Genomic DNA, 13,873 nt, shown 5'->3' on the forward strand with positions numbered 1-13,873 from the left:
GAATTCCAGGGCGTCTGAGCCGGGTCAAACCTGAAACACCATCACGGCGAACATGATCGCCATGCCGGCAGCTGTCATCGCCTGAACGGCGCTGCCCATCCGGGTGCGCCACACCCGGACGCCGCGCCGGCGCCGCAGCGTGATGAAGCGGTAACCCCACAGGAAGGTGGCGAGCACGAAGACCGCGGCCCAGATCCAGTTGACCGTGGTGACCCAACCGTGCGAAGCGTCGGCCGGCGCTGCCTGAATTCCGGCCATGTTCATGTCGGCCATGTCCGGCCGAGTCAGGTCCGTGGACGGCAGGTGGTGTTCGGGCGTCAGATGTCCGCCCATCGCCGCATACATCCATGCCATCGCCACCATCTTCACCGCGTGGTAGCCGCGCACCAGGCGCGCCCCGACCAGCCGGGCCGCGAGCACGGCGGTGATCAGAAACCACAACGCCGCGGCCAGGAAAAATGCCTCGGCCGGCGTCGGCGGCAAGCCGAGGGCCTGCGGCCAGGCCATCGCCGCCATCGCGATCGCCATCGTGAGGTGCAGGCCGTGGCTGACCACCGAGGTCCAGGATTTGCGGTCGGTGACCAGCGCGAAACCCACCGCGCTGGCCAGGAACAGCCCCGTCACCAGCCAACGGAGCGGCAGATCGTCAATCATGCCGGAGGTGCCTTTTCGGCTGCGGGACCCACAGTCACCGAACACTAGGCGTTATGGCCGACGAGGCGCTACGACGCACGGTCGTAAGCTGCAGGGGTGGATAGTGACGCTGCCCGGTCGGCCTTCATGCGGAGGGCGGCGCTGGTCGGCGGATTTCTCGCCGTCGCCACTGCGCTGGCCGGCTACGGGCTGATCTCCGGGCCGCGTCGTTACGCCGAAGCCGGCAACCCGTCCCCGGGTGCCTTCGTCAGCGCCGCCGAACCGGCGGGCTATTTCGTCGCCTCGGTGCTGGGCGCCTTCTGTCTTGGCGCGCTGATCATGGTTGTGGTGACGGCGCGGCCGGAATCGGACGGATTGATCGACCCGCCGGCGTTCCGAATCCATCTGGTGGCCGAACGAGTCTCGCTGGCCTGGGTGCTTGCCGCCCTGGCGATGGCCTTCGTCCAGGCGGCGCATGACACCGGGGTGCGGCCGGGTGCGCTGCTGAGCGGCGGGGCGGTCTTCGGCGCCATCGGCGTCTCGGAGGTCGCCCGCGCCTGGATCGTGGTGGCTGTATTCGCCTTGCCCGTGGCGGTGACGCTGCGGTTGAGCACCCGCTGGCTCGGCCACGCGGTGCTGCTGGTGCCGACCGTGATCGGGGTGGTGGCTACCGCGGTGACCGGTAATGCCGGCCAGGGTCCCGATCACGACTACGCCACCAGCGCCGCAATCGTCTTTGCGGTCGCCGTGGCCGGCTTGACCGGGCTCAAGGCGGTCGCGGCGTTGACCGCGACGACCGCCAACCGCGCGGTGCAGGTGCTGCAGGTCGGCTTCGGCGCACTGGCGGTGACCTACGGCGGCGTCCTGCTCTCGCTGTTCGTGGTGTCGTTCGGGTCGGACTTCGCGCGACTGGGCCTGGCCGCAGGTGCTCTGTTGACGGTGGTGTGGTTGTTCGACTGCTGGGCGTTGTTCGGCTCAGCGCCGCGATTCGCCCGCGACAGCGCGGGTGGCGCGCTGGCGATGGTCGCAGCAGTGGGTGCGATGGCCGCGATGGCCTCTCAGGTCGCGCCGCGATTCCTTTCTCATCAGTTCACCGGCTGGGACGTGTTCCTCGGGTATGAACTGCCGCAACCACCGACGGTCGCCAGGGTCCTGACGCTGTGGCGCTTCGACAGTTTCGTGGGAACGGCCGGCGTGGTGCTGGCGGTCGCCTATACGACGGGTTATGTCCTGTTGCGACGCAAAGGAGACGCCTGGCCGGTGGGCAGGCTGGTGTCCTGGCTGGCGGGCTGTGTGTCCCTGGTGGTCACCAGCGGCTCGGGTGTGCGTGCTTACGGATCGGCCATGTTCAGCATGCACATGGCCGAACACATGATCCTCAACATGTTCGTTCCGGTGCTGCTGGTGCTGGGCGGACCGGTGACCCTGGCGCTGCGGGTGTTGCCCGCCGCCGGCAAGGGCCAGCCACCCGGTCCGCGGGAATGGCTGACCTGGCTGCTGCACTCCCGGGTCACGGCCTTCTTCTCCCACCCGATCATCGCCTTCGTGCTGTTCGTGGGGTCGCCCTACGTCGTCTATTTCACGCCGCTGTTCGACACGTTGATCCGCTACCACTGGGGCCACGAGTTCATGGCGGTCCATTTCCTGCTGGTCGGATATCTCTTCTATTGGGCGATCATCGGTATCGACCCGGGGCCGCGCCGACTGCCCTACCCGGGCCGGATCGGACTGTTGTTCGCCGTCATGCCATTTCACGCCTTCTTCGGCATCGCGCTCATGACCATGGCAGAACCGGTGGGCGACAGGTTCTACCGCTCGGTCAACCTGCCGTGGTTGTCCAGCATCATCGCCGACCAGCATCTCGGTGGTGGAATTGCTTGGAGCCTGACCGAAGTGCCGGTCATCATCGTTATCGTCGCGCTGGTCACCCAGTGGGCGCGCCAGGACCGCAAGCTCGCCTCCCGCGGTGATCGGCACGCCGACAGCGACTATGCCGACGACGAGCTGGAGGCATACAACGCGATGCTGCGGGAACTATCTCGGATGCGGCGCTAGCCGACGACGGTGAAGTTGCCCTCACCGCGCAGCGCGGCCTGAACCTGCTCCCGGGTCAGCTCGACATTGCTCGAAACCCGAACTGCCGAAGTGCCTTCGGTGTTCAGATCGATGCTGACCGCAGTCACCGGCTTCAATGCGGTCAACGCGGCGGTGATGGTGTCAACGCATCCCGCGCAGTGCAGCCCGGTCACGGAGAATGTCTGTTCGGCCATCAGCGGATCCTATCGGGGTGTCGGCGGCGCCGCCGAGCGTGATGCTTATGACGCTCAATCAGCTTGTCGCGCCGTGGAATTCCCACTCGGCGGCAGGGAAGCGCCAAAGTTGCGTAGCCGCAGGCTGTTCGACACCACGAAGAACGACGAGAACGCCATCGCGGCGCCGGCGATCAAGGGATTGAGCAGGCCGGCGGCCGCAATGGGAATGGCCGCCACGTTGTAGCCGAACGCCCACACCATGTTCATCCGGATGGTCCGCATGGTCGCCCGCGCCAGATCCAGCGACTGCGGCACGATGTCGAGGTCGTCGCGCACCAGGATGATGTCGGCCGCTCCGATCGCGACGTCGGTGCCCCGTCCTATCGCCAATCCCAAGTCGGCTCCGGCCAACGCGGGACCGTCATTGATGCCGTCGCCGACCATCGCCACGGTCCGTCCTTGCTCCCGTAGCCGCTGAATCACCTCGACCTTGCCTTCCGGCAGCACCTCGGCGACCACGGTCTCGATGCCCACCCGCGCGGCGACGGCGTCGGCGGCAGCCCGGTTGTCGCCGGTGAGCAACACCGTGTGCATCCCGCGACGGTGCAGGGCAGCGACGGCCTCGGGGGCTGAATCCTTTACCGAGTCGGCGATCGAGACGGCGGCGCACGCCGCACCGTCCACCGCGACGAAGATCACGGTTTCTCCGCGCGACTCACCGTCGCGCCGCGCCGAGTCCAGCAGGTCGTCGGCCGGCGTGCCGCGGGTGATCCACGACGGCTTGCCGACTTCGACGAAGCGGCCGCCGACGGCGCCGGAAACACCACAGCCGGCGACGGCCACAAAATCCTTGACCGGCTTCGGATCCGGCGATGCGGCGAGGATTGCGGACGCGACCGCATGTTCGGACGCCGCTTCCACAGCCGAGGCCAGGGCCAGCACTTCCTCGCGATCGTGCCCGCCGGCGGTCGTCACCGCGCTCACGCTCAGGTGACCCACGGTCAGTGTGCCGGTCTTGTCGAACACCACGGTGTCGATGCCGTGCACGGTCTCCAGCGCGCGGTATCCCTTGATGAAGATGCCCAGCTGCGCGCCGCGCCCGGATGCGACCATCATCGCCGTGGGCGTCGCCAGGCCGAGGGCACACGGGCACGCGATGACCAGCACGCCGAGCATCACCGAGAAGGCGCGCTCCGCGCCGGCGCCGCTGACCAGCCAGGCCGTGCCGGCGAGTGCCGCGATGGCGAACACCACCGGCACAAAGACCGCCGAAATGCGGTCAGCCAGGCGTTGCGCGCGTGCTTTCTGGGCCTGTGCGTCCTCGACCAGCCGGACCATCGCGGCGAACTGGGTGTCGGCGCCGACGGCGGTGGCTTCGATGATCAGCCGGCCGTCCAGCACCTGGGTGCCGCCCACGACCTCGGTGTCCGGGTGGGCACGCAGCGGTGTGGCTTCACCGGTCATGGCGCTGACGTCGACAGCCCCGGTTCCCTCGATGACCACCCCGTCCGCGGCGATGGTCTCTCCCGGCCGCGTCACGAAGCGCTGGCGCTTCTTGAGTTCACCGGCCGGGATCACCAATTCCGCGCCGTCGGCCAGTAACACGGTCACGTTCTTGGCGCCCAGCGCGGCCAGGGCGCGCAACGCGCCGCCGGCTTTGGACTTGGCGCGCGCTTCGAAGTAACGACCAGCCAGCACGAAGACGGTGACACCGGCGGCGACCTCGAGATAGATCGCGTCGGTGTGCAGAATCGCCTGCCACACCCCGTGCGTCTCGCGAGGCTGCTTCGGGACGAAGACGGTCGCCAGGGACCAGACGGTCGCCGCCACGACGCCCACGGAGATCAACGTCTCCATCGACGCCGTCCGGTGCCGCGCATTGCGCAACGCAACCGAGTGGAACGGCCACGCCGCCCAGGTCACAATGGGGGCGGCCAGCGCCGCCAGCAGGTAGCCCCACCCGGGGAACCGGGCGCTGGGCATGACCGCCATCATGCTCGACAGGTCGGCCAGCGGCACGAACAACACCGCGGCTACCAGCAGTCGCCGCAGCAGGCTGCGGGCGTGCCGGGAATCGGGGTCGTCACCCGGTGCCGCCGGCGAGGTGGATTCGGTGTGCGGAACCGCCTGGTAACCGGCTTGCGAAACCGCCGCACACAGTTCCTCGACGGCAACGTCGACGGTGTCGATGGTCGCGACCCGGGTGGCGAAGTTGACCGAGGCCCGCACTCCGGGCAGCTTGTTCAGCTTCGTTTCGACCCGGCTTGCGCACGCCGCGCAAGACATCCCGGAAACGTCGAGTCGGACCCGGTGCCGCTCGGAGTCCGCCACAAGCGGAGTCGCCACTGTATTCCTCGGTATCCGTTCAGTCGGTATGGGTTTCAAAGAGGTATGCCCAGCGTACAAGCGGTGTGCCGGGCGGCGGCCCGGGCTCAGGAACTGACCGTCGCCCGCTCACGCATCAGCGCGCACAGCCGCCACTGGCCCGGTACGCCCTTGAGTTCACGCTCACCGCGGCTGGTGAACCGGTGCCGCGAGCCGGTGACGATGTCCCGCACCGTCGAGGACACCAGCACCTCGCTGGGACCCGCCAGCGCCGCGACGCGTGCGGCGATGTGCACGGCCATGCCTGCGACGTCACTTTTCTGGGCGCCGCGCACCTCCACTTCGCCGGCGTGGATGCCGACGCGGATCTCGATGCCCAGGACCCGTACCGCGTCGATGACCGCGTCGGCGCAGGCGAGGGCGGCGCTCGGGCTGGTGAAGGTCGCGACGAAACCGTCGCCGGCCGTATTGACCTCACGCCCGCCGAACCGCTGGATCTCGTGACGGACGATGGTGTCGTGGTTGTCCAGCAGGTCGCGCCACCGGTTGTCGCCGAGTAGGGCGGCCCGTTGCGTCGAGCCGACGATGTCGGTGAACACGATCGTGGTCAGCACCCGTTCGGCATCTCCGCCGCCCCGCACCCCGGTGACGAATTCTTCGATCTCGTCGAGCATGGCCGAGGCGTCGCCCACCCAGTAGAGCGAGTCGTCGCCGGGTAGCTCGACCAGTCGTGCTCCGGCGATGTGATCGGCCAGATAGCGGCCATGCTCGATCGGGCTGAACTTCCGGTTGTCGCGATGAAGCACCAGCGTGGGCGCGGTGATGCGCGGCAGAGTGTCGCGCACGTCGGAATGCCGGACGGCGGTGATGATGGCCCGGGCCATGCTCGGTGAGGCGGCCCGATTGCCGGCCATGTCCCACCAGGCCCGGAATGCATCGTCGGTGGCGACGGACGGAGCGATGATGCGCAGGATGTCGAAGCCCTGCTCGAGGGCGTCCGGTTCGATGGCGATCGTGGTGAAGGGGTCGATATCCGTGATCTCGTGGCCGATCGGGTAATCGGGTGCCCGCAGCGTTCGAGCGGCACCGTCGATGCACACCAGGCTGCTCACCCGGTCGGGGTAGTCGGCCGCGAGCACCAAGCCGGTCATCGTGGTGAAGCCGGGAGCCAGAATCGTCGCGCGTTCGCACCCGAGATCGTCCATCACGGCAATCGCGTCCTGGGCCCAGTGCTTCGGTCCGATCGCGTCCGATGACACCCGCGAGGACAGGCCGATGCCGCGCTGGTCGTAGCGGATCACCCGCGCGAACGACGCCAGGCGCCGGTGGAAGCGGTACATCGACGGCTCGGCGTCGACGGTGTCGATCGGGATAGACGGGCCGGGCAAGACGAGCAGATCGATCGGGCCGTCGCCCAGAACCTGATAGGCGATGTCGACGTCGCCGCAGGTGGCATAGCGAGTCCGCGGAGCCTGCGCCACGACTACAGGTTAATGATCGGGACCAGGTACCGCGCGGCGTAGTCCCGGACCGCGGCCTGATCCGAGGTGTCCAGGCGATCGGTCGGAAACACGATGATTCCCAGGGCGACCCGCAGCAGAACGTCGGCGATGTTGGCCAGGTCGGCGTCGGCGACGTCGGCGCCGCAGCGCCGCAGCGTGTGGGCGATGCCGTCGGCGAACTTGCCGATCGGGAAGACGTCTGAGCGCGAGAACATGCCGAACAGCTCGGGCTCGCTCTCGGCGATGCGCGAGTACAGCGGTGAGTCTCCGATGAGGCGCACGCCCAGGGCGAAGGTCTCGATCACCGCCTCCTGCGGGTTGCGGCCCGTGGTGGCCTGGTCCAGTGTGGTGAAGAACAGCTCCGCCTCGCGCCGTACGACGGCCTCGAACAGTTCGTCTTTGGTGGGGAAGCGTCGGTAGACGGTGCTGCGGCTGACGCCCGCCCGGGCGGCGACATCTTCGATGTTCGCGCGGCGCACCCCGTAGGTCTCGAACACTGCGCGCGCGGTGTCCAGAATGACGGCGTCGAGGGACTCGGTGCCGGTTCCCGAACCTCTCGCTGCCATGTTGCGCTGATTCCCGCCTCGATAGCCGATACGGCGACTGAACGCGTCGATGCTATCGTGACACAAAAGAACGATTTTGTGTCTTCGCTTCAGCGCGGAAGTGCCACAGGGGGTGGTGATGACGGCGAGTTTCGACACCGGCGTACGGGAGGCGACGCCCGTCGTCGTCGACGAGGTCGACCAATCGGCGCCGGTGCTGGGTCCGGATTCGCTGATCTGGAAGTTCTACGGCGACTACCGCACCCAGCTGTTCGGATTTCAGCGCGTGGCCGGCACCGAGAACTGCATCGAACAGCTCGGCCAGGGCGTCCTCGACCATTCGGTCGTCTTCAGCGACACGCTCGGCCGGGCCAAGCGCACCGCGCCACCGCTGATGAAGACCGTCTACTCCGACGATCCGCACCAGTGGGGCCGTACCGTGCGGGACTTCCACAAGCCGATCAAAGGCACCATCAGTGACGGCTCCCGGTATCACGCGTTGAACCCGGAGTTGTTCTACTGGGCGCACGCCACTTTCGTCGACCAGGTCCTCTACACGGCCGACATGTTCATCCGGCGACTGTCCCGCGCGGAGAAGGAACAGATCTTCGCCGAAAGCAAGGTCTGGTACAGCCTTTACGGGGTCAGTGACCGGGGTCAGCCGCAAACCTACGACGAGTTCGTGGAGTATTGGGACGGCATGCTGGACCGGTTCATGCCGCACAAGACGGTGCTGTACGGCACCGGTTACATCCGCAAAGGCATCCCGGGCCCGCGCCGAATTCCCCGGCCGGTCTGGAAGTTACTGTCCGCGCCGCTGAACGCCTACGCCCGCCTGGTGATCGCGGGAACCTGCCCGCCACAGATGCGCCAGGTGTGCGATCTGGCGTGGAATGACAAGAAGGAGAAGCGATTTCAGCGGTTCGCCGCCATCGTGCGGGCGCTCAATCCGCTGATCAACCGGTTACCGTTACGGCTTGTCTACGCCTCCTGGGCAGCCGACGCCTGGATCCGTTCGGGTGTCGATCCGCGCAAGATGCACAACTAGCGGACAGCGGTGTACGGCAGCAGGGCCATCTCGCGGGCATTCTTGATCGCGGTGGCCACCTGGCGTTGTTGTTGGACGGTCAGCCCGGTGACCCGCCGGGAACGGATCTTGCCGCGTTCGGAGATGAAGAGCCGCAACGTCTGGGTGTCCTTGTAATCGACGATGTCCAGGCCGAGGCTGCGCAACAGGTTCTTTTTGGCCATCGGCTGTTGGACCCTGCGGAGCTGCCGCTTGGGCCGCTGCGCTGTCACCAGCTCCCCTTGCGTAGGCCGGGGAGTTGGCCCTGGTGGGCCAGCTCACGTACCCGCACCCGGGACAACCCGAACTTGCGCAGGTGCCCACGTGGCCGGCCGTCGATCGAGTCACGGTTCCGCACCCGGACCGCGCTGGCATCACGGGGTTGACGGGCAAGCTCCCGCTGCGCGTCCACGCGCTGTTCGGACGTGCTGCGCGGCGATCGGATGATCTGTTTGAGTTCGGCACGTCGCTCGGCGTACCGGGCCACCATCAGGCGGCGCTGATCGTTCTTGACGATCTTGGATTTCTTCGCCATTCAGCGTTCCTCCCGGAACTCCACGTGCCGCCGCACCACCGGGTCGTATTTCCGCAGTGTCATGCGGTCCGGGTCATTGCGGCGGTTCTTGCGAGTGACGTAGGTGTACCCGGTACCGGCAGTGGAGCGCAGCTTGACAATCGGTCGAATCTCGTTGCGCGCCATCAGAAACGCTCACCTGCCCGGCGTAGCCGGGCCACCACCGCCTCAATGCCGTCGCGGTCGACGACCTTGATCCCCTTTGCGCTGACCCGCAGCGTGACGCGGCGGCCTTCCGACGGCAGGTAGTACGTCTTGTTCTGCAGATTGGGCGACCATCGGCGCCGGGTGCGGCGATGCGAGTGTGAGACCGCGTTGCCGAAACCGACAGTGCGCCCGGTGACTTGGCATCGCGCGGACATTGCAGGCTCCTAAAGGTATTTCGACAAGTTCCGCGTCGGACTGTAGCCTTAATGAAAATGATTTTCAATAAGGAGCCGATGGATGCGAACTCCCGTAGTACTGGTGGCCGGCCAGGGCGCCGGCGACGAGGTGACTGGGACACTGTTGCGCCAGCCGGGTACGGCGGTGGTCGAGCACCGGTTCGACGGCCAGGTGGTCCGACGGACGATCATCACGTTGGAGCGCGGCGAGCTGAGCAGCATCGAGGAAGCGCTTGAGTTGGCGCACGGCTGCCTGTCCTGCACCATCCGCAACGACCTGCTGGTGTTGCTGCGCAAGCTGCACCGGCGCTCCAACGTGAACCGTGTCGTCGTCCGCCTGGCGTCCTGGCTGGAACCTGAACCGGTCTGCTGGGCGATCAACCATGTCCGTGTCCGGGTCGGTCCCGGCTACCCGGACGGACCGGCGGCGCTGGATGTGCGCATCGCTGGGGTGGTGACCTGCGTGGATGCCGCCAAGTGGCTGGAGCAGGCGCTCGGTGACGACATCCTTGCGGACGGACGCACGGTGGCGCAGGCGGCGGTCGGACAAGCCGAGTTCGCCGACGTGCTGGTGCTCACCCGGCCCGACCCGGTCACGTTGGCAGTCTTGCGCCGCCTCTCGCCCCGGGCACGGATCACCGTCGGCAGCGATCGCGTCGAGTTGGCCCTGGCGAACCTGGACGAGCAGTCGCGCCGGGGTCGAAGCCACCACCCACACGCGCCACTGCTGGCGGGACTGCCTCCGCTGACCGCGGACGGGGCGGTGTCGATCGTCGAGTTCAACGCACGCCGCCCTTTCCGTCCGGAACGCCTGCACGATGCGGTCGACCTGTTGCTTGACGGGGTGGTTCGTACCCGCGGTCGGCTGTGGCTGGCCAACCGGCCCGAACAGGTCATGTGGCTCGAATCGGCCGGTGGTGGTCTCAGGGTCGCGTCGGCCGGCAAATGGCTGGCGGCCATGACAGCCTCGGAGGTCGCCTACACCGACCCGGAGCGCCGGTTGTTCGCCGATCTGCTGTGGGAATACCAGCACGGCGACCGGCACACGGCGATGACGGTACTGGTCTGCGGCGCCGACCCGGCCGACATCACGAAAGCCTTGAACGCCGCTCTGCTCACCGATGCCGAGATGGCCGACCCCGGCTCCTGGGCGAGTTATGACGACCCGTTCGGCGACTGGCACCAGGACCCCTGCTACGAGCTGCCCGACGCGTCGGGCGAATTCTCGGCGCATCGCAACGACGGGCAACGCGGATGAAGCCCGGCATCCATCCCACGTACCACCCCGTGGTGTTTCAGGACGCCAACACCGGTGCGATGTTCCTCACCCGGTCCACGCTGACCAGTTCGCGCACCGTCGAGTGGGAGACTCCGACCGGCCCGCAGACCTATCCCCTGGTGGTGGTCGAAGTATCCGCGGATTCGCACCCGTTCTGGACCGGCAACCAGCGGAACCTCGATGCCGCCGGCCGGGTGGACCGCTTCTACCGGCGATACGGCCCTCGACCGCGATAACGGCCAAACCCCTGACGCGTCGGCCCTACGAGTGACATTGTGACCATGGGTCACACCTGTGTTTCGATGGGTGAAGACGGGTCGAAAGCGATCGAGGGATGCAGCCGATGAATCTGGTTTCGCAGGCGATTGATTCGGCTGCCAGCAGGTGGGCGAACCCCGCGCGCGAACCCGATCCCGACAAGCTGCGCAATGCCGTCGCCGGCAAGACCGTGCTGGTGACCGGCGCGTCCTACGGGATCGGTGAGGCGAGCGCACGCAAACTTGCCGCGGCCGGAGCGACCGTCTTGATCGTGGCCCGCTCGGCCGAGCGCCTGGAAGACGTCGCGGCCTCGATCAACACGGGCGGGGGACAGGCCGTCGTCTACCCGACCGACCTGAGTGACGAGGCCGCGGTCAGCGAGCTGACGAAACAAATCAACGAGAACCACGGCCCACTGGACATCATCGTCAGCAACGCGGGCAAGTCACTGCGACGGTCGCTGCACGATCAGTACGACCGGCCGCACGATTTTCAGCGGACCATCGACGTCAACTACCTGGGTCCGATCTGGCTACTGCTGGGGTTGCTTCCGGCGATGCGCGACACCGGCCGCGGGCACCTGGTCAACGTGTCCAGTGTCGGCGTGCGAGTGGTGCCCGGTCCGCAGTGGGGTGCCTATCAGGCATCCAAGGGGGCGTTCGACCGTTGGCTGCGCAGCGTGGCGCCCGAACTGCACGGCGACGGCATCGACGTTTCGACGATCTACTTCGCGCTGGTCCGCACCCGCATGATCGAACCCACGCCGCTGCTGGGCCGGCTCCCCGGCCTGACGCCCGACGAGGCCGCCGACGCTGTCGCGAAGGTCATCATCGAGCGCCCCCGCACCAACGAGCCGCCCTGGGTGTGGCCGGCCGAGCTGGCGTCCGTCCTGCTGGCCGGTCCGGCCGAGCACGCCGCCCGGCTGTGGCATCGCCGGTTCTTCGCCGAATCCGCCAAGGATGGCCGGTCATGACGGGCGGCGTGCTGGGTACGACGGCGCGCGCGGTGCTGTCGTCCGGACTGCTGGGGCCACCGAGTCCCGGCGCGGCGTTGCGCCTGGCCCGTGAGGTCTGCCGGGGTGGGACGAATCTTTCCACTTTGCTGGCGATATCGGCCGCGCGCTGGCCGGAGCGCACCGCGATCATTGACGAGGACGGCGCGCTGAGCTATCGCGAGCTGCAGTCGCTCACTGAGTCGCTGGCCCTCGAACTGCTCGACACCGGAGTGCGGGCCGGGCAGCCGGCGGGCGTCATGTGCCGCAACGGACGCAACTTCGTCACCTCGGTTTTCGGCACGGCGCTGGTGGGCGCCGATGTGGTGCTGGTGAACACCGAGTTCCGCGCCGACGCGCTGGCGGGCGCCCTGGGTGCACACCAGATCCGCACGATGTTCTGTGACGAGGAGTTCACCGGCCAGATCGCTGCGACCGCAGAGTCCATCCGGGTCATCGATCCGGCCAACGTCTCACCGCGACACAACGTTCCGCGGCCCAAGGTCGCCCCGTCGGGCCGAATGGTGCTGCTGACCTCGGGCACCACCGGGATCCCCAAGGGGGTGCCACGCACGCCGCATCTGAGTTCGGGGGTCGGCGTCAGCATGACCATTCTGGAGCGCACCGGTCTGCGGGTCGGGTCGCGAATTTCGTTGGCCGCGCCGATGTTTCATGGTCTTGGCTTCGGCATCCTGATGATGGCGATTGCGCTGGGTGGCACGGTGCTGACACGCCGCCGCTTCGACGCCGAAACGGCACTGGCGCAGGCGTCGTTGCACCGCGCGGAGGCGATGAGTGCGGTGCCGATCATGTTGGCCCGCATGCTGGATCTGCCACAGCGGGTGCGGGCGCGAAATCCGTTGTCTTCCTTGCGGGTTGTCATATCCAGTGGTGACCGGCTGGATCCGGGCCTGGCCCGCCGTTTCATGGACACCTATGGCGACGTCCTGTACAACCTCTACGGATCCACCGAGGTGGGCATCGGGTCCCTGGCGACGCCGCAGGAGCTGCGCCGCTTTCCGGAGACGGTGGGCAAGCCGGTCGCCGGATGTCCGGTGCGCATCTACAACCGCAACGGCCGGCCCGTCGGGCCGCGGGTGACCGGCCGCATCTTCGTCGGCGGCGGGCTGGCTTCGGACGGTTACACCGGTGGTGGCGGCAAGACCGTCGTCGACGGGATGACCAGCACCGGGGACATGGGCTACCTGGACGAGGCCGGCAGGCTGTACATCGTCGGTCGCGAAGACGACATGATCGTCTCGGGTGGTGAGAACGTCTATCCACGCGCCCTGGAGAACGCGCTGTCCGGGCATCCGGAGGTGGCCGAGAACGCAGTTGTCGGCGTCGAAGACGAGAAGTTCGGCAAGCGGTTGGCAGCGTTCGTGGTGTTGCGGGAGGGCAGTGTCGCCGACGCGGCGGCGCTACGAGAGTATTTGAAGGGCAGGGTTTCTCGCTTCGAGCAGCCCAGAGACATCAACATCGTCGACAGCATCCCGCGCAACCCGGCAGGCAAGGTCGTGCGCCGGGAGTTGTCGGGTCCGCAAGCCAGGGTGAGAGGCGAGCCGAATGACGTCAGACATGGGCAGCAGGGTGCCCCCGGCGGTCAACCCGCGTCCGGCGTCGGCTTCCAGGTCGGCCAGGGTGGTGGCGACGATGACGGAGGTTGGCAACCCGTGGTGCTTGCCTAACGCTTTGGTTTCCGGCAGCTTCGCAGTCCCGCCGCGATGGCGTCGTGGTTGCGCTGGGGCTGGTTACGCGTGTCGCGGTCGACCGCTTCGGCGGGCGCGCGCCCGCGGATCAGCGGGGCTGGGTCGTTGGGGTTGCACATCCCGGGTGTGCCGAGTTTGGCCAACACGGGTTCCACGATGGCGCGGAACTCCGGGGTAATGTGCCCCTTGATCGCCGACATCCCGTCGGGCTGTTGGGCGCCGATGGCGATGCCCCGCGAGCGGGCGTGCTGTTCGTCGGCGAAGTCGCCATCAGGCACCAAATAGTTCTGCAGGAGCCTTGCCTAGCAGGCTAATTCATCGGGCTGATGCCCGGCGGGGCCCGGGGACTCGGGCAC

Annotated in this window: 14 protein-coding genes and 2 pseudogenes; 6 read left to right on the plus strand and 10 right to left on the minus strand. The window is 67.4% G+C overall.

Annotation, left to right across the window (positions count from 1 at the left end; genetic code table 11):
* Positions 1-24 precede the first annotated feature (24 nt).
* On the minus strand, positions 25-654 hold the full coding sequence (locus tag AC5Y7D_RS05560; protein WP_499922309.1) for a DUF5134 domain-containing protein: 630 nt from the start codon (positions 652-654) through the stop codon (positions 25-27).
* A gap of 126 nt (positions 655-780) precedes the next feature.
* On the opposite strand from AC5Y7D_RS05560, the gene AC5Y7D_RS05565 reads away from it, so the two are divergent.
* Positions 781-2,688, plus strand: coding sequence for a cytochrome c oxidase assembly protein (locus AC5Y7D_RS05565; protein ID WP_499922449.1), 1,908 nt, complete (start codon positions 781-783; stop codon positions 2,686-2,688).
* On the opposite strand, the gene AC5Y7D_RS05570 is transcribed toward AC5Y7D_RS05565, so the two are convergent.
* From AC5Y7D_RS05570 to AC5Y7D_RS05585, 4 genes are all read right to left on the minus strand, one after another.
* On the minus strand, positions 2,685-2,903 hold the full coding sequence (locus AC5Y7D_RS05570; protein ID WP_499922310.1) for a heavy-metal-associated domain-containing protein: 219 nt from the start codon (positions 2,901-2,903) through the stop codon (positions 2,685-2,687). The genes AC5Y7D_RS05565 and AC5Y7D_RS05570 overlap by 4 nt on opposite strands.
* A 54-nt stretch (positions 2,904-2,957) precedes the next feature.
* A complete protein-coding gene (locus AC5Y7D_RS05575; protein WP_499922311.1) occupies positions 2,958-5,231 on the minus strand; it encodes a heavy metal translocating P-type ATPase in 2,274 nt (757 codons plus the stop codon).
* An 86-nt stretch (positions 5,232-5,317) separates the two neighbouring features.
* Entirely contained in the window at positions 5,318-6,691 is a 1,374-nt protein-coding gene (lipJ, locus tag AC5Y7D_RS05580) for a bifunctional lipase/adenylate cyclase LipJ (RefSeq protein ID WP_499922312.1), read from the minus strand.
* 2 nt (positions 6,692-6,693) lie between these two features.
* Positions 6,694-7,278: a TetR/AcrR family transcriptional regulator gene (locus AC5Y7D_RS05585; RefSeq protein ID WP_499922313.1), complete on the minus strand. Its 585-nt coding sequence runs from the start codon at positions 7,276-7,278 to the stop codon at positions 6,694-6,696.
* Between the two features lie 118 nt (positions 7,279-7,396).
* Here AC5Y7D_RS05585 and AC5Y7D_RS05590 point away from each other — a divergent pair, with 118 nt between their 5' ends.
* Complete coding sequence (locus tag AC5Y7D_RS05590; protein WP_499922314.1) at positions 7,397-8,305, plus strand: oxygenase MpaB family protein; 909 nt, start codon at positions 7,397-7,399, stop codon at positions 8,303-8,305.
* Here AC5Y7D_RS05590 and rpsR read toward each other — a convergent pair.
* The 4 genes from rpsR to rpmB are packed head-to-tail and all read right to left on the minus strand — an operon-like array spanning position 8,302 to position 9,259.
* Positions 8,302-8,508, minus strand: a complete 207-nt coding sequence (rpsR, locus tag AC5Y7D_RS05595; protein ID WP_499922450.1) for a 30S ribosomal protein S18 — start codon at positions 8,506-8,508, stop codon at positions 8,302-8,304. The genes AC5Y7D_RS05590 and rpsR overlap by 4 nt on opposite strands.
* 44 nt (positions 8,509-8,552) lie before the next feature.
* Positions 8,553-8,858, minus strand: a complete 306-nt coding sequence (gene rpsN / locus AC5Y7D_RS05600; RefSeq protein ID WP_499922315.1) for a 30S ribosomal protein S14 — start codon at positions 8,856-8,858, stop codon at positions 8,553-8,555.
* Positions 8,859-9,023 carry a 50S ribosomal protein L33 gene (gene rpmG, locus AC5Y7D_RS05605; protein ID WP_499922316.1) on the minus strand — a complete coding sequence of 55 codons (165 nt, stop codon included), beginning with the start codon at positions 9,021-9,023 and terminating at the stop codon, positions 8,859-8,861. It abuts the gene before it with no gap.
* The gene (gene rpmB, locus AC5Y7D_RS05610) at positions 9,023-9,259 is read right to left on the minus strand and encodes a 50S ribosomal protein L28 (RefSeq protein WP_499922317.1); all 237 of its coding nucleotides are present in this window, start codon (positions 9,257-9,259) and stop codon (positions 9,023-9,025) included. Before rpmB ends, rpmG begins: the two co-directional genes overlap by 1 nt.
* Before the next feature lie 82 nt (positions 9,260-9,341).
* On the opposite strand from rpmB, the gene mrf reads away from it, so the two are divergent.
* From mrf to AC5Y7D_RS05630, 4 genes and pseudogenes are all read left to right on the plus strand, one after another.
* Entirely contained in the window at positions 9,342-10,538 is a 1,197-nt protein-coding gene (mrf, locus tag AC5Y7D_RS05615) for a ribosome hibernation factor-recruiting GTPase MRF (protein WP_499922318.1), read from the plus strand.
* The gene (locus AC5Y7D_RS05620; RefSeq protein WP_499922319.1) at positions 10,535-10,795 is read left to right on the plus strand and encodes a type B 50S ribosomal protein L31; all 261 of its coding nucleotides are present in this window, start codon (positions 10,535-10,537) and stop codon (positions 10,793-10,795) included. Before mrf ends, AC5Y7D_RS05620 begins: the two co-directional genes overlap by 4 nt.
* 107 nt (positions 10,796-10,902) lie before the next feature.
* Positions 10,903-11,790, plus strand: coding sequence for an SDR family NAD(P)-dependent oxidoreductase (locus tag AC5Y7D_RS05625; protein ID WP_499922320.1), 888 nt, complete (start codon positions 10,903-10,905; stop codon positions 11,788-11,790).
* Positions 11,787-13,346, plus strand: a pseudogene (locus tag AC5Y7D_RS05630) (AMP-binding protein); the annotation flags it as partial. The gene AC5Y7D_RS05625 and the pseudogene AC5Y7D_RS05630, both read left to right, overlap by 4 nt.
* A 12-nt stretch (positions 13,347-13,358) precedes the next feature.
* Here the strand turns inward: AC5Y7D_RS05630 and AC5Y7D_RS05635 are convergent.
* A pseudogene (locus AC5Y7D_RS05635) lies at positions 13,359-13,819 on the minus strand (DUF222 domain-containing protein); the annotation flags it as partial.
* Positions 13,820-13,873: the final 54 nt, after the last annotated feature.

This window comes from Mycobacterium sp. NGS49 (genome assembly GCF_059812565.1).